This is a genomic window from Piscibacillus salipiscarius, from assembly GCF_042685285.1.
In the GTDB taxonomy this organism is placed as follows: domain Bacteria; phylum Bacillota; class Bacilli; order Bacillales; family Alkalibacillaceae; genus Piscibacillus; species Piscibacillus salipiscarius.
In genome coordinates, this window is the sequence record NZ_JBHUMZ010000019.1 from 52,210 (window position 1) to 66,926 (window position 14,717).

At 39.5% G+C, this 14,717-nt stretch carries 15 protein-coding genes; 8 read left to right on the forward strand and 7 right to left on the reverse strand.

Going from position 1 to position 14,717, the window contains the following annotated elements:
• Positions 1-216 precede the first annotated feature (216 nt).
• The 4 genes from ACFSW4_RS07175 to ACFSW4_RS07190 form a co-directional block, all read right to left on the reverse strand.
• Complete coding sequence (locus tag ACFSW4_RS07175; RefSeq protein WP_054752357.1) at positions 217-891, reverse strand: response regulator; 675 nt, start codon at positions 889-891, stop codon at positions 217-219.
• Positions 892-897: 6 nt separating this feature from the next.
• Positions 898-2,484, reverse strand: a complete 1,587-nt coding sequence (locus tag ACFSW4_RS07180; protein WP_054752359.1) for an ATP-binding protein — start codon at positions 2,482-2,484, stop codon at positions 898-900.
• A gap of 94 nt (positions 2,485-2,578) precedes the next feature.
• Positions 2,579-3,313: an aspartate/glutamate racemase family protein gene (locus tag ACFSW4_RS07185; RefSeq protein ID WP_054752361.1), complete on the reverse strand. Its 735-nt coding sequence runs from the start codon at positions 3,311-3,313 to the stop codon at positions 2,579-2,581.
• Positions 3,314-4,045, reverse strand: a complete 732-nt coding sequence (locus ACFSW4_RS07190; RefSeq protein WP_377328369.1) for a maleate cis-trans isomerase family protein — start codon at positions 4,043-4,045, stop codon at positions 3,314-3,316.
• Between the two features lie 340 nt (positions 4,046-4,385).
• Between ACFSW4_RS07190 and ACFSW4_RS07195 the strand changes: the two genes are divergently transcribed.
• From ACFSW4_RS07195 to ACFSW4_RS07205, 3 genes are all read left to right on the forward strand, one after another.
• Positions 4,386-6,008 carry an L-aspartate oxidase gene (locus ACFSW4_RS07195; RefSeq protein WP_377328371.1) on the forward strand — a complete coding sequence of 541 codons (1,623 nt, stop codon included), beginning with the start codon at positions 4,386-4,388 and terminating at the stop codon, positions 6,006-6,008.
• Positions 5,986-6,279: a 2Fe-2S iron-sulfur cluster-binding protein gene (locus ACFSW4_RS07200; RefSeq protein WP_054752367.1), complete on the forward strand. Its 294-nt coding sequence runs from the start codon at positions 5,986-5,988 to the stop codon at positions 6,277-6,279. Before ACFSW4_RS07195 ends, ACFSW4_RS07200 begins: the two co-directional genes overlap by 23 nt.
• Before the next feature lie 116 nt (positions 6,280-6,395).
• Entirely contained in the window at positions 6,396-7,331 is a 936-nt protein-coding gene (locus tag ACFSW4_RS07205; protein ID WP_377328373.1) for an NADP-dependent oxidoreductase, read from the forward strand.
• Between the two features lie 62 nt (positions 7,332-7,393).
• Here ACFSW4_RS07205 and ACFSW4_RS07210 read toward each other — a convergent pair whose 3' ends face one another.
• The 3 genes from ACFSW4_RS07210 to ACFSW4_RS07220 form a co-directional block, all read right to left on the reverse strand.
• Positions 7,394-7,810 carry a VOC family protein gene (locus ACFSW4_RS07210; RefSeq protein ID WP_377328375.1) on the reverse strand — a complete coding sequence of 139 codons (417 nt, stop codon included), beginning with the start codon at positions 7,808-7,810 and terminating at the stop codon, positions 7,394-7,396.
• Positions 7,807-8,463 (reverse strand): hypothetical protein, encoded by a 657-nt coding sequence (locus tag ACFSW4_RS07215; RefSeq protein ID WP_054752369.1) that lies wholly within the window; start codon positions 8,461-8,463, stop codon positions 7,807-7,809. The genes ACFSW4_RS07210 and ACFSW4_RS07215 overlap by 4 nt, the downstream gene beginning before the upstream one ends.
• A gap of 72 nt (positions 8,464-8,535) precedes the next feature.
• Positions 8,536-9,474, reverse strand: a complete 939-nt coding sequence (locus ACFSW4_RS07220; RefSeq protein ID WP_377328377.1) for a hypothetical protein — start codon at positions 9,472-9,474, stop codon at positions 8,536-8,538.
• 146 nt (positions 9,475-9,620) lie between these two features.
• Here ACFSW4_RS07220 and ACFSW4_RS07225 point away from each other — a divergent pair, with 146 nt between their 5' ends.
• The 5 genes from ACFSW4_RS07225 to ACFSW4_RS07245 all read left to right on the forward strand — a co-directional run bounded on the left by ACFSW4_RS07225 (position 9,621) and on the right by ACFSW4_RS07245 (position 14,707).
• A complete protein-coding gene (locus tag ACFSW4_RS07225) occupies positions 9,621-10,307 on the forward strand; it encodes a response regulator transcription factor (RefSeq protein ID WP_054752371.1) in 687 nt (228 codons plus the stop codon).
• Positions 10,307-11,314: a sensor histidine kinase gene (locus ACFSW4_RS07230; RefSeq protein ID WP_377328379.1), complete on the forward strand. Its 1,008-nt coding sequence runs from the start codon at positions 10,307-10,309 to the stop codon at positions 11,312-11,314. The genes ACFSW4_RS07225 and ACFSW4_RS07230 overlap by 1 nt, the downstream gene beginning before the upstream one ends.
• Positions 11,311-11,901, forward strand: coding sequence for a VanZ family protein (locus ACFSW4_RS07235; protein ID WP_377328381.1), 591 nt, complete (start codon positions 11,311-11,313; stop codon positions 11,899-11,901). The genes ACFSW4_RS07230 and ACFSW4_RS07235 overlap by 4 nt, the downstream gene beginning before the upstream one ends.
• Positions 11,902-12,003: 102 nt before the next feature.
• The gene (locus ACFSW4_RS07240; protein ID WP_054752375.1) at positions 12,004-12,765 is read left to right on the forward strand and encodes an ABC transporter ATP-binding protein; all 762 of its coding nucleotides are present in this window, start codon (positions 12,004-12,006) and stop codon (positions 12,763-12,765) included.
• Positions 12,755-14,707 carry an FtsX-like permease family protein gene (locus ACFSW4_RS07245; protein WP_377328383.1) on the forward strand — a complete coding sequence of 651 codons (1,953 nt, stop codon included), beginning with the start codon at positions 12,755-12,757 and terminating at the stop codon, positions 14,705-14,707. Before ACFSW4_RS07240 ends, ACFSW4_RS07245 begins: the two co-directional genes overlap by 11 nt.
• Positions 14,708-14,717 lie beyond the last annotated feature (10 nt).

Here is a 14,717-nt window from a genome sequence, read left to right on the forward strand (position 1 = left end):
CCTGTTCGTCGCTGAACCGGCTAAACTGAGATAAAGGAAACACGATGAGTTTCGCGAATCGATGTTGACTTATCGTAGGTTTAGACAGGAAGTCACCCAGTGATTGGGCGCTACGCGCTAGACAGTGCTAAATAAACATAATTAGTCGAAGCGTGACTAGAAATTATTATATTTAATAGCTTATAAAAAAAGAGCCAAAAACAGTCCTAGCTGCTTTTAGCTCTTATAATACTTTCGCTCTGGTCTACCCACAATTCCGTATTCTAATTCTGCTTGACACTCACCTTCTGAAATTAAATATTCTAAATATCTACGGGCAGTCGTTCTAGAGGCTCCCATCTGCCTGCCCATCTCCTCAGCTGTTAGCCCTTTTTCCTTTTCAAGAATTTCCTTCACCTTTTTAAGTGTTAAAGGATCAATTCCTTTCGGAGTATCTTGTTTCATATGAGATTCAGATAATCCTTCTTGACCGAAATACTGATCTAACAGTGTCTGGTCAACTTCATCATGCTTACTGAACTCTTCTTTAAATTGTTTAAACTTCTCTATCGCACTGACAAAACGATCGAGCGTGACTGGTTTAATAATGTAATCAAAGATCCCCTTTTTCAAAGCTTCTTGTACAATTTCACGGTCGTTACCGGCACTGATCATGATAATACCAATTTGAGGATCAATCGATCTAATCTCATCAATGGCCTCCGTGCCTAAACGATCTGGCATATAAATATCGAGAAGTAATAAATCAACTGGATGTTCTTTCAAATTTTGCATTGTATCTTTAGCATTTAGAGCTTTGAAAACAACCTCACAGCCACCAACTTTATTGACAAATTCCTCGTGAATCATCGCCACACGATAATCATCTTCTGTAATCCCTATTTTTAACACGTTTAATCAGACCTCCTCTCTTTTCGGTAGATACACGGTAAATGTTGTCCCTTCTTCACTGCTCTGTAATTCAATCGAACCATTTAATTCTTGAACGGTTTCCTCAACAATGGATAGACCATACCCTCGGTCAGTTCCTTGCTTGGTTGAAAAACCTTTTTCAAAAATTTGTTCTTGAATAGCATCTGGGATCCCTTTTCCGTTATCAGTTACTTCAAAAATAATATCGTTCCCTAAATCGGTTACGAAAAATGTAACCTGCTTATTATGACGATCTTTCACAGCATCAAAGGCATTATCAATTAAATTGCCTAAAATCGTAATCATCTTTGATGTGTTAAACCACTCAGGAAGTTTGGATAACGAGCTATTTTCATCTATGACAAGATCGACTTTCTTCTCCGATGCTTTACCAATTTTTCCGGTTAAAATCGCTTGAACGGATTCATCTTCTATATACTTAAACAGCTTCTTCGTTTGATGTTGATGCTGCTTGTATTCTTCTTGAATTAGATCTATTGCTTCTTGATAGTGCCCGAGTTGCAGCATGCCTGAAATCACATATAATTTATTCGTGTACTCATGCGTCTGAGCCCGTAAGTCTTCTGAGTAACTCTTCACTTCAGATAACGCATTTAACATTTCTTGAATCTCAGTTTTATCTCTAAAGCTCGCAACCACTCCAACAACCTGTCCATCTTGTTCATAGATGGGTGTCCGATTAACAATTACAACACGATTTCTCAAAATCATTTCATCATCAATCATTGAGTTGCCACTTTCAAGAACTTTAAACATTTTAGTGTCTGGTAATACTTCATCAATATGTTTATATTTTGCTTCTTCAGTTAGTCCTAACATTTGCCTTGCTGAATGGTTCAAGATCGTAATGCGTCCCTCTCGATCAATAGCGACAATCCCTTCTTTTACAGAACGTAAAACCGCTTTTCTCTCACGATATAACGAAACAATTTCATGTGGTTCCAATCCTAAAATATCATTTCGAATGCTCCTCGTTAGTAAAACACTTCCGAAGCTTCCGAGCATGAGTACGATTAGAGCAGATATTAGTAACACCTGCATTCGGTCAAAAATGGTACTTTTTATATCTTCTAACATAAACCCTACTGATACAAGGCCAATGACTTCCCCTTTTTCGTTAAAAATAGGCGCCTTACCACGAAGTGATGGACCAAGAGAACCAATAGCTTCCGATTGATAATACTCACCATGGATGAGAGCTTGGTCATTATCTCCGCCTACCATCCTCTTACCGATCTTATATTCCTGAGGGTGGGAGTAACGAATGCTGTCTTTGTTTCCGACAACTATAAATTCTGCTCCTACCTGCTCACGTATTCTTTCAGCTATCGGTTGAATGACTTTAGAAGGGTTCTCAGATTCAAAGGCATCAATCACCTCTGGCATTAACGAGATGGACGTAGCCACATCTAATGCTCGTTGTCCCATTGATTCCTTCGTCTGGTTCCATTCGATATATCCATTAATACCTGTGATAACAACCGTCACGAATAGTAGTAGCGTGGTAATCATCGTTATGATTTTAGTTTTCAGGGAAAATTTATGACGCATCTGCCTTCTCCTCTTTATGTGTTCTTGGATGCAAATAAATAACACTTTCATTTTAGTACATTGTACCATCTCGAAAGTGTTATAGGGATGCTGTTTACATAAACCCTTTATACCTCTTTTTCACTAAAGCAGAATGAACGTATTCGATCATCGTTATATAATCGAACACCGGAAGCCCGGTTGCCTGCTGGATAGCCTTGCCATAAGGCGGTAGACTGCTGCATTCTAACAAAATCATCTTCACCTCTGGTTCACGAGTCACTAAATCTATCGCAACTGACAAGGCTTCTTGTTCAACCACCTCAGGGTCTAGAAGGCCATTTTCAACATGCGCAGCCAGGCGAAAGTGTTCTTGTGTTTCCATACCAATAACCGATATTTTGCCAGGGTCCACATATAATCCCATACCGCTAATTAAATCGTGATCAAAGTATGTCGAATGACTACAAATAATGCCGATTTTCTCATTTGGTCCGAGCATGGCGGACATAAATGGTAATTGAAGAAGGCTCGATAAAAATACGGGCACCTTTAATTCCTTAGCAATTTCTTTTTGAAACATGGCCATATAACCGCAATCACCTGTTATGGCGCGTACACCTTCTTTTACAAGCTCGTGCCCCGCTTCAAGAAGAGGCTCAACTAATGCCTGGTCCTTTGTTAATAATTGATCAAACGTCAAACCTTGGACTCGCTGGAACCTAACAGGAAATGAATACGTGGTGGCATTTCCAACATCACCTGGCACAAACGGTGTGTACGTGTCCATTAACAATATACCAATCGACTCACCATAACTCACCTGACCCGGGTTCGCTCGGTATAACATCTATGAGTCCTCCGATATTGGCCTGCTAAAAAGTTCCCCAAACCCTGTCTGATTGGTTAACTTTCCAGCGATTCTTAGTGCTTCCCAAAAACTGACTTGGTTTGCGGTTAACACAGGCTTCTGAACAGCATCTTCTAGACCTTCAAGCCAAGCAGCCGAATGCAGGGCTGTATCTGGTATCAATAATGTGTCGGCATTAGATGTATCATACTGAGTTACAAAGTCGATGACATCTTCACGGCGTAACGTACCAACTTCCGCTGCGGTTATGATACCTTTACTTGAGTATTTAACAACTTCAAACCCGTGTGACTCGAGAAATTCTTTAAATAGCTGAGCGATATCTTTTGGGTAAGTCGCCGCAATCGCGACACGATTAGACCCCATTGCATCTAAAGCATGAATGAACGCCATCGCTGTTGTCGATGCCGGCACCTTTAAAGCATCTTCTAAAACTTTTATCTGCTCCTGAACACCTTCAATGCCTAATGTAAAACTGGCACTCGTTGATGTCCACATGACCGACTCAACGCCTTCTCCTTTTAAGTATTCCGCTCCTTCAAGTAATCTTTTATTACTGCCCATTTCTGTTAACGCCTCAACCGTATGCGCATCTCGATTAAAATTCGTATGTACTAATTTAACATCAACGGATGGTTCCACCATCATACTGAGGTAAGGATAATCATCCTCTGCCGCAAACCCAGGATATAAAAAACCGATCTTCGTCACCGAAACCCCTCCTTTCCAATAGACTATGACGGATGCTTGCGACTTTTTCTAACTTTTTAGAGCAGTATAAAATGTTTTTCAATTAACCGTCCCCAACATTAGATTAATCGACCTCAATTTTGGGTTTATCTAATACTTTTTCAGATTTATCGACCCCAGTTTTGGATTTATCTACCCTTTTTTACGATATATCGACCTTTTAATCCGTTTTATCTACCCTTATCTCAGATTTATCTATTAATCTTTAACTTTTCACTTCATATTCGACCAATTTTTTGAGACATTTTTAAAAAAATCATGATACGCTTAAGTCAAAAGGTTTTCTGAAAGTGGTGATCGCGTGAAAACAATCGAGACGGATGTTCTAGTCATTGGCTCTGGAACTGCTGGGCTATCAGCAGCTACATATGCAGCGCAAGACAATAAACGAGTACTCATCTTAGATAAAGGTGCGCTCGGCTGGAGCGGCTCTTCAACGGGAGCCGTTCAGGTGGCAGGACTTGGGTCGTGGTCACACGAACAAGATGGGCCTGAACCATACTTACAAGATATTTATAAAAGTGGGCGTGGCCTTAGTAGCCCCGTACTTGCACAAACTCTTGTGAATGACATTAAAACTAGATTAGAAGATTTAATCGACTGGGGACTGAAACTGGACCGCGAAGGTGAGCAAGTGACTGTGTCCCACACTTCCGGACATTCCCTCCCTCGCTCAGTTAGTGCCAAAAAAGGTAAAACAGGCCTTGGCCTTTTACATACGTTAAGAAAAAAAGTAACCAAAGACGACCGGGTAGCAACATGGAGTGATGTGATGACCGTCGAACTTCTAAAGACACACAAACGAGTCTATGGTGCACTAGTGTTGGACTTATCGGACAACACATTTTATAAGATTAAGAGCAAAGCAACTATTCTAGCAACGGGCGGAGCCGGACAACTATATCCTATAACTAGTAACCCCGTTCAGTCGACTGGTGATGGTTATGCCCTTGCACTAAAAGCCGGTGCATCTTTAATAGATTTTGAGCAGGTGCAGTTTTATCCAGTTAGTATTATGGAACCAAAGTCTATCGCAGGTCTGTGCATCAGCTTTTATCATTATTCGAAACTTTTTAATAAACATGGCGAACGATTTATGAAAAAATACGCTCCAGACACACTTGAAGATGCCACTCGTGATAAGCTATCTATTGCCATTGCATCCGAAACCGCTGAAGGCCGTGGTCCGATTTGGCTCGATGCAACAGAAGTCATCGATCAAGTTAAAAAAGAGTTTCCACACGAGTACCAGCTTTGTAAAGATAGGGGAGTCGACCTTGCGATTGAGCGTGCTCAAGTTGGCCCGGCAGCTCACTTTATAATGGGAGGAGTCCGAATTGATCAGGACGGCCAAACGGATTTAGACGGGCTTTTCGCAGCAGGTGAAGTGGCGGGTGGTCTGCATGGAGGTAATCGCCTTGGCAATAACGCCTTATCTGAGTGCCTCGTTTTTGGTGCTCGTGCTGGACAGAAAGCTGCAGCGTACTCACAAAATTCCAATAACATTTCGTTGGAACCATTACATCTAAACCTTAAAGGTGAACATCGCCCGCATGAAATCAAGTCAGAAATTCAAAGAGTGATGTCCGATTATTTTGGGGTGATTCGAACGAGTGAAGAATTAACTACAGCTTTATCAGAGATTAACACCATCAAGCATAAGCTTAAGGATGTGCATATTTCATCTATTAAGCCTTACTCAAGGGAAATCATCGACTACATTGAGGCTACCCATATGACCCTTACAGCTGAAGCAATGACTTTATCGGGCATTCACCGTAAGGAAAGCCGAGGAGCACACTTTAATTCAGATTTTCTAGAACAAATGAGTCCTGCCCACCATATTTTGGTTCGGTTGGGGAACAATCAATTGAAAGTTCTGCATAAGGAGGTCAAGTCTGATGAATCTTCACGTCAAAATTGATCGCGGTTCGCATGTGAGTGAGTACCATGTCAATTGTCCTAAAGTTATGACTGTGTTAAATGTTCTAGAAAAAATTTATCAGGAACATGACCCTAGTATCGCTTATCGTTTTTCATGCCGAACAGGGCTTTGCACAACATGTATGATGATGATTAACGGCAAGCCTGACTTAAGCTGCCAGAAAAATGCTGAAGCCGGGAGTGACGGTTATTTAACATTGGCTCCCCTACCGAAAGGATACACAATACGCGATTTAGTTAAAGAATATTAAGTTTAGTTACTAAGCAGATGATTTTATGTTAAGCCACTTACATTTTACAATTGCATTTGAATAACCTTTGAAGCTACACACATATTAATAACATGAATTTAAAATGAGGTGACAACATGAAAGCAATAGTCATGAATGAATATGGTCATAAAGACGTTTTAAAAGAACAGAAGTTTGAAAGGCCAACTCCTGAAGAGGGACAAGTCATTGTGAAGGTGAACGCAACTTCCATTAATCCAATTGACTGGAAACTACGCGAAGGTTACCTAAAAGATATGGTGCCTTTTGAATTTCCTATTATTTTAGGATGGGACGTAGCAGGCGTCGTGGATGAAGTCGGTGAAGGCGTGAACGATTATCAAGTCGGAGATCAAGTCTTTGCCCGCCCTGAACTGACAAATCGCGGAACATATGCAGAATATACAGCAGTTGACGCTCACTTGCTTGCGAAAATCCCAGAAAACGTAAGCTTTGAAGAAGCTGCAGCAACGCCACTAACAGCGCTAACGGCATGGCAGTGTCTATTTGAACACGGCAGCGTTAAAGAAGGCGACAAGGTGTTAGTCCATGCAGGCTCAGGCGGGGTCGGTTCCTTTGCAATCCAACTTGCTAAAAACGCCGGTGCATATGTCGCAACAACTTGCAGCACGAAAAACGTGGAGCTCGTCAAAGAACTTGGTGCCGATGAGGTCATTGATTACACCAAACAAAACTTTGAAGAAGAATTAACAGACTATGATTTCGTCCTTGACACGTTAGGCGGAGATATTCAAGAGAAAAGCTACAAAATCTTGAAGTCAGGCGGCGAACTTGCGTCAGTTGCTGCACCACCAGAAGAAGAAAAGGCTAATGAGCACGGCGTCAAAGCATTCTTCGTATGGTTAGAACCAAAAGGCGAACAGCTTAAACAAATCGCGAATCAAATGAAAGAAGGTAACCTCAAGGTCATTATTGGCCACCGCTTCCCGCTAACGGAACAAGGAATTCAGGATGCACACGAACTAAGCGAAACCCACCATGCGAAAGGGAAAATTGTTATCAATGTTGAATAAATTTAAGAAGGCATCAAGCTAGAGCTTGGTGCCTTATTTATGGGGAACTAACAAAGCATCCCTTACTTGATCGAGAATTTTTCTTTGAAAATCGGACTTAGTTCACTCCAAACGTCGAACTTATTTCCATCTAAATCTGAAAACACAAAGTTTCTACCTGGATGTCCGCGATCTTCAATTTCTCCAACCTGCACTCCGCGATCTTTTAAATCACTATGTAAAGAACTTAAAGCTTCCAAACCGTTTACTTCAAATGTTAACGAAAACCACTCGATCCCTTTGTAATCTACAAAATTAGCGCTTTGGTTTTCCTCTGATTTGACCAAAAACAGACTCTGATTGGCAAAGTTGATAATGGCTTTATCGTGGTCTTGATAACTCAGTTCCGCTCCTAGCTTTCCAACATACCATTCTATTGATTGTTCGACGTCCATTACAGGTATATAATTCGTACCGACTCTAACCAGCTCTTTCATCATTCTTGCGCCTCCTCAACATCCACTCTTGTATTTAAATCAATTTGAATGCATTCTAGCGTAGGGTTATTTAATAGTTTCATAGCCAGCTTTTCATTGCCGCCCAAAATAGAGAAATCAGAATCGTAATCTGTATACAAACACCAACTTCTCTCATTGTCCCACAAGTAAGTTGGAGAACCCAATCCGGCGCGGTTGCCACTGTTGTACACCTTTAAAACATTACTTAATAACCCGTTATATAGTAGCCCATCCTTGTAGTCTTGCAAATCAGGAACTTCATTTACCAATTTTAAAATGTCGTAATAAAAATGACATTGACCCTGGTCCGTAAATGGCATCAAGACTGAGGTTAGCTCGTAGCAGGATTTCTCATCCAAACTCCCCTCTTCACCTAAAATTAAATATCTCGGATAACCGCCTAGCTTTCTCGCAATTTCTGCTGAACTATACTCTTTCGAATATGTGAGTCCATATTTCTTAGCTAGTTCTCGATGATAGATTCTCTCGCCAATAACAGGCTCAAATGTATCTGAATCGAATTCACTGTATAGCAGCCACTCATCTTGAATACTTAAATCTCGGTAAATTTGGGTGTAGTACTTTAATATAATGACTATACGTATTAGGCAAAAAATTCGAAACTTGAACCCCATTCGATTGATTTAAATCGATCGTTTCGTCCTTAATCCATTGTAGATTCTTTAGAACATCCCCTTCTAACAATTTTATACTCTCCCAAACCGTTTTAATAATTTATATCGATCGACCGTTAAAATGCCTTGCCAATACCGTCTTGAGATGGCAAATTCATTCGGATACTGCCCCCATTCCCAGGAGATATCCCAAATCCCTTCATCAAGCAGATCCTCAATAAAGAAATTTAGATTCTTCTCAATCAGCGAACCAAACTCCTTTGCAAGCGGATCATCAGGACTTTCTACAAAATCTAATGGAAAAGGTTGATAACTTGTCCCCCACTTCGATGGGTCTTGCTCGACGGTCTGTAAAATAAGGTTATCTACTTTTCTACTAACCTCTTCAAATGCGTAACCTGTCTGCTCTTTAAACTGAGCTTGATTAGATTCAAGTAACTTAACCATCTGATTAAAATTGCTAATCTCATGAAAGTCCATGTCTTCTGCACTCATAAGACGCCTGCAAGCCTTAGTAAGCGAATCCCAGCCAACTTGCCAAGCTTCATCTTTTTCGTTAGACCAATGTACTAAGAAAGCGGCTAGCTCTGCACTCGGGTTAAACATCCAGTTATTCTGAGCATCTTCTGAATAGCCCCACCACGGTGCATGAGGGTAGTCGTTGTTTTCTGGTATTACTGATGCCCACATACCAAGGTCCTTATCATACGTGTTGATTAAGTACGAGATCGTAGATTGCACCATGTCGTGATTAGCCCGCACATCCAAATCTATTAAAATTTGCCCTGCAGCCCACGTCGCCATCGCATTCGAGTGTGGCACCCAGAAATCAGGTTCTATACCGTGCCCAAACCCTCCGTCTTCATTTTGAAATGCCTTTAAATGTTTTAAAACCTCATCCTTCGTTCCATCCTCAAACTTATAAGCCCATCTCGCCGCCTCTAAAGGCCTCGCATGACGCTTAATCCATCTAGAAGATACTTCAAAAGCCTTCGTTTTTACATCTAACATAAACTAACCCCGCTATTACTTTTATTTACTAATACATAAGTTCGACAACATTTTATTTAATCCTTTTATCTTGTTTTTAAGCCACACACCCTTCCATCACATTTGATATACTAGCCTTAATACAAGTTATATTTGAAGGTGAAAATATGTTTAAACTACTCATCATTGAGGATGACGAGTCCCTTTTTAATGAAATCAAAGAACGACTTACTCAGTGGTCTTATGATGTTTATGGGATACAAAATTTCGAGAAAGTTATGGAAGAATTTACAGGCATCAAACCAGACTTAGTTGTGATCGACATTCAGCTTCCTAAGTATGACGGGTTTCACTGGTGTCGAATGATTCGCTCGCATTCGAACGTGCCCATTATTTTCCTATCATCACGCGATCATCCAACTGACATGGTTATGTCGATGCAGCTAGGCGCTGATGACTATATTCAAAAGCCGTTTCATTTCGATGTACTCATCGCGAAGGTTCAAGCGACGCTTAGGCGGGTATATAATTACAATACCGATCATGTTCAGCTGAAAACATGGTGCGGGGCCACGATTGATTACGAGAAAAATGAAGTGACTAATGACCAAGGCAGCATTGAGTTAACCAAAAATGAAACATTTATTTTAAAGAAATTAATTGAACATAAAAATAAAATTGTTAGCCGGGAGTCCCTGATTAACAGCCTATGGGAAGATGAACGGTTCATTAGCGACAACACGCTTACTGTAAACGTTAACCGTTTACGTAAGCGACTTGGTGAAATTGGTTTAGGTGATTACATTGAAACGAAAGTTGGACAAGGCTATATCGCGAAAGAAGGAACACCCTAATGTTGATTAAGTTTTTAATCGAACGTATTAGTTGGATTCTAATGATTTTATTCATGCATGGCCTTATTTTATTCATTGCGTATGTAGATTCAGCAATTGCAATTCAATCCATTTTATACTACACATTTTTATCTAACTTAGTGTTTTTGCTCTTTTTCATCATTCGTTATAAACGAGAAACAGACTTTTACAAAAAGCTGAACGACCGGGCTAATTTATTAGATGAATCTGAACTACCTGAACCAAAGTCGCCATTTGAAAAGATTGTGTCACAAAACGTTACGAAACAAACCGAACAATTAAAACAAATCGAATCTAACAACCGAACGAACTTAGAACAGGAAAAAGACGAGTTACTGTCGTGGATTCATGAAGTTAAAACACCTCTAACCGCTATGCAACTCATTATCGACCGAATTGAAGATCAGGCGCTTAAAACCAGTCTAGATTACGAATGGCTTCGGATTCACCTCCTTCTTGACCAACAATTACACAAGAAGCGAATGGCGATTATTGAAAATGACCTTTACATTGAACAAACAAATTTAGAACCAATTATTTATCAAGAAATTAAAAATCTAAAATCATGGTGTATTCATAAAGGAATTGGGTTTGACATTGACTTAAACGAACCTAAAGTATTAACAGATGGTAAATGGCTTGCCTTTATGGTGAGACAGTTACTCTCTAATAGTGTGAAATACAGTGAGAACTCAGATATTCTCATACAAAGTTTTGAACAAAATGGACAGACCAAACTCAAGGTGCAAGATGATGGTCGTGGAATTGATGATAAAGACTTACCACGTATTTTTGAAAAAGGATTTACATCTACGGCTAAACATCAGGATAATTCAGCTACTGGAATGGGATTATATTTAACCGAGCAAGTAGCTAACTCATTAAAAATAAAACTAAATGTCGAGTCTTCAGTAGGAGAAGGATCGACTTTTACACTAACGTTCCCAAAGAAAAATGACTTCGTTCAGATCGCAGGTGACTTATGATTAGATTAATCACATGTATCATCATCTCACAACTTTTATTTGTCACATTAATCCCAGTTTGGGAAGAACTAATTGAATATCTTAATATTCTCGTCATAGCTGTTGCGTGGCTAAGTATCACCACTATCGGTATTATTTTCGGATTGCTTTGGAGTAAAAAGAAAATCAACCTTTCTGTCACGACTGTTCATGTTGGCATGTTATTTTACACAGCAGGCTTAATCATTTTGCTCTTTTTCAGACCAAACGGACCAGGCGCTGACAATATTAATGTCATCCCTTTTGAAACGATTAAACTCTATTTGTCAGGAAACGCCGAGCCCTTAGTCGCTTTATATAACATTGGAGCAAACATTGTCTTAACGATTCCGCTTGGGATCTATTACAGACTCGTTGCTAAAAAACCTAGTCTGTTAACCTTATTGCTCATTGCTGTTTTATCTATTTCTATTATTGAAGTTTCTCAACTCATTTTAGGCCGCGGCAGCATGGATATCGATGATTTAATCCTTAATACAACAGGGTTTATAGTAGGGTACCTTTTAACTCCTCTTATCCAAAAAACGCTTCACATAACACGCATGTGACGAAAATGTCACATGCTTTTTCTAATTGTTAGGTAAAATGAAGGAAAAGAATCCCATACCCCATTTACAATGAATTCAGATGAACGGAAAGGAGTTTTTAACATGAGCCTACTTAAAGCTCACAAAATCCATAAAAGTTACGGAAACAAATTTAACAGACAAGAGGTCTTAAAAGGAATCGACCTCACACTTGAGCAAGGTGAATTCGTTAGTATTATGGGGGCATCTGGTTCAGGTAAAACGACGTTACTTAACGTCCTATCTTCCATTGATCAAGTCAGCCATGGGACGATTGAAGTAGAGGGTAACCTCATCACAAGTATGAAGTCGAAAAAACTTGCGGAGTTTCGTAAGCATCATCTCGGGTTTATATTCCAAGAGTATAATTTACTCGATACATTAACGGTTAAAGAAAATATTTTACTGCCTTTATCCATTCAAAAAGTATCAAGGAAAGAAGCGAGCGAACGTTTTGAATCACTTGCTAATGAATTAGGTATTTTAGATATTCAAGATAAATATCCTAATGAAATATCAGGCGGTCAAAAACAGCGGACATCAGCAGCAAGAGCTTTCATTCATGAACCAAGTATTATTTTTGCCGATGAACCAACAGGAGCACTCGATTCAAAATCCGCTTCCAACTTATTAAATAAATTAAGCGATTTGAATGAAAAACTAAAGGCAACGATCATGATGGTCACGCACGATCCCGTAGCCGCCAGCTACAGTAAACGGGTCATTTTTATAAAAGATGGGCAAATTTATACTCAATTAAATAAAGGCAATGAAGACAGGCAAAGCTTTTTCCAAGACATTATGAAAACGCAAGGCGTATTAGGTGGCGTTCAGTATGAACATTAATCAGCTCATCATTCGTAACCTTAAGAAAAACTTAAGTAACTACTACCTCTACGTCTTTGCCCTAATCTTTAGTGTCACAATTTATTTTGCCTTTGTCACATTACAATACGACCCATCCATGGACCCTGCAACTGGGACGATCAAAGGTCAAGCGGGGGTCAAAGCGGGCTCTGTTGTATTAATCGCAATCGTTGGGATATTCTTGATCTATGCGAACAATTTATTTATCAAAAGAAGAAGTAACGAAATTGGACTTTTTCAGTTAATCGGCATGACTAAAGGACGTATTTTTCGTATATTAAGTATTGAAAATTTCATCCTTTACTTTAGCTCAATGCTAATTGGTATTTTGCTTGGATTCTCAGTTTCAAAATTAATCGTCATGATTGTGTTTAAAATTACAGGCGTTGAAGCTGTTGCGACATTATCATTTTCACAAGAAGCGCTCATTCAAACTATACTTGTTTTTCTAGGCATTTATTTACTAATTATGCTGACGAACTATCTATTTATAAAAAAACAAAGCATTCTAGCTTTATTCCAAGTTCGGTCTTCAACAGAAGTCAAAGTCAAACGTTTGTCTATTTGGCAGGTCATAATAGGAGTCTTAGGCATTGGATTAATCGGAACAGGATATTATGTATCTCAGAAGCTATTTGATCTAGCTTTTTCCTCTATTAATGGAATGGCTTTTGCCATGGCGTTCATTCTAGGTTCCGTCATTATAGGCACTTACTTATTTTACAAAGGATCCGTTGCGTTTATTTTCCAGCTCATCCGAAGACAACATAAAGGCTACCTCAACATCAATAAAGTTATGTCGTTATCTTCCATTATGTTTAGAATGAAATCAAATGCATTATTGCTAACCATTATTACGACTATCTCAGCTCTTGCAATCGGATTTTTAAGCTTAAGTTATATCGCTTATTATTCGGCAGAACAAATGGCAGAAGACTATGTGGTTCACGACTTTGCATTAGTTAATGAAGAATCCGTAGATAAGTTTACAACAGCCTTAGAAAGTAACGATATTGATTACTCTATGAAACAAGTTGAGGTCATTCAGTACGTGGCAGATGCCTCAGACATTCTCGATTTAAATATGGATCAAGATGACGCTATTATGGTTGATCCTAGCCAGTATCAAGTACCAGTCGTTAGTGATGCAGATTTTGAACAAATCAATGTTGAAAAAAATGAAGCACTATTACACGGCTACTCTGATCTTACGATGAGCTTTATGAAAATTAAAGACTCAGGAACTCTAATTTTTAAAGGTCAATCGGAAAAGTTTGAACTTCAGCAAATTGGCCTCAAGCGTGAGCACCTTGTTTCGTCATACTTTAGTGGAGGCGGTTTGCCATTAGCTGTCGTTGATGACTCAACTTATGAAAAACTAAAACAAGACTTAAACCCAGACATCCAAATGAGCACTAAATTGTTCACAGGAATTGATGTAAGCAAAGGTGACTTACAGAAAGCCAATGAATTATACATCAGTCAGAATTTAGAAGAATGGGCTGGCAATGATTCACAACTGAAGTCGAGCCAAGATCAGAAAATGAACATGGGGCTAATCATGTTTATCGTGGGCTTCCTTGGACTGACTTTCCTTGTCACGTCGGGCTGCGTCCTGTATTTTAAACAAATGGACGAAAGTGAAAGCGAACAGCCCAGTTATACAATCTTAAGAAAGCTTGGATTCACTCAGTTTGATTTATTAAAAGGTATTCAGCTTAAGCAATTATTTAACTTTGGCATCCCGCTCGCAATCGGACTTCTGCACAGCTATTTTGCCGTTCAGTCAGGTTGGTTCTTATTCGGATCAGAGTTGTGGACTCCAATGCTCCTCGTCATGGTTCTTTATACAGCTCTATATTCGATCTTTGGCATCCTGTCTGTCATTTATTATCGTAAAATCATCGGCAATGCGCTGTAGCCTGAGGGTT

Excerpts from the sequence above, each read along its gene's own strand:
- ACFSW4_RS07180 (WP_054752359.1), bottom strand. The coding sequence starts at position 2,484 with ATGCGTCATAAATTTTCCCTGAAAACTAAAATCATAACGATGATTACC.
- ACFSW4_RS07185 (WP_054752361.1), bottom strand. The coding sequence starts at position 3,313 with ATGTTATACCGAGCGAACCCGGGTCAGGTGAGTTATGGTGAGTCGATT.
- ACFSW4_RS07200 (WP_054752367.1), top strand. The coding sequence starts at position 5,986 with ATGAATCTTCACGTCAAAATTGATCGCGGTTCGCATGTGAGTGAGTAC.
- ACFSW4_RS07205 (WP_377328373.1), top strand. The coding sequence starts at position 6,396 with ATGAAAGCAATAGTCATGAATGAATATGGTCATAAAGACGTTTTAAAA.
- ACFSW4_RS07210 (WP_377328375.1), bottom strand. The coding sequence starts at position 7,810 with ATGATGAAAGAGCTGGTTAGAGTCGGTACGAATTATATACCTGTAATG.
- ACFSW4_RS07215 (WP_054752369.1), bottom strand. The coding sequence starts at position 8,463 with ATGGGGTTCAAGTTTCGAATTTTTTGCCTAATACGTATAGTCATTATA.
- ACFSW4_RS07220 (WP_377328377.1), bottom strand. The coding sequence starts at position 9,474 with ATGTTAGATGTAAAAACGAAGGCTTTTGAAGTATCTTCTAGATGGATT.
- ACFSW4_RS07225 (WP_054752371.1), top strand. The coding sequence starts at position 9,621 with ATGTTTAAACTACTCATCATTGAGGATGACGAGTCCCTTTTTAATGAA.
- ACFSW4_RS07230 (WP_377328379.1), top strand. The coding sequence starts at position 10,307 with ATGTTGATTAAGTTTTTAATCGAACGTATTAGTTGGATTCTAATGATT.
- ACFSW4_RS07235 (WP_377328381.1), top strand. The coding sequence starts at position 11,311 with ATGATTAGATTAATCACATGTATCATCATCTCACAACTTTTATTTGTC.
- ACFSW4_RS07240 (WP_054752375.1), top strand. The coding sequence starts at position 12,004 with ATGAGCCTACTTAAAGCTCACAAAATCCATAAAAGTTACGGAAACAAA.
- ACFSW4_RS07245 (WP_377328383.1), top strand. The coding sequence starts at position 12,755 with ATGAACATTAATCAGCTCATCATTCGTAACCTTAAGAAAAACTTAAGT.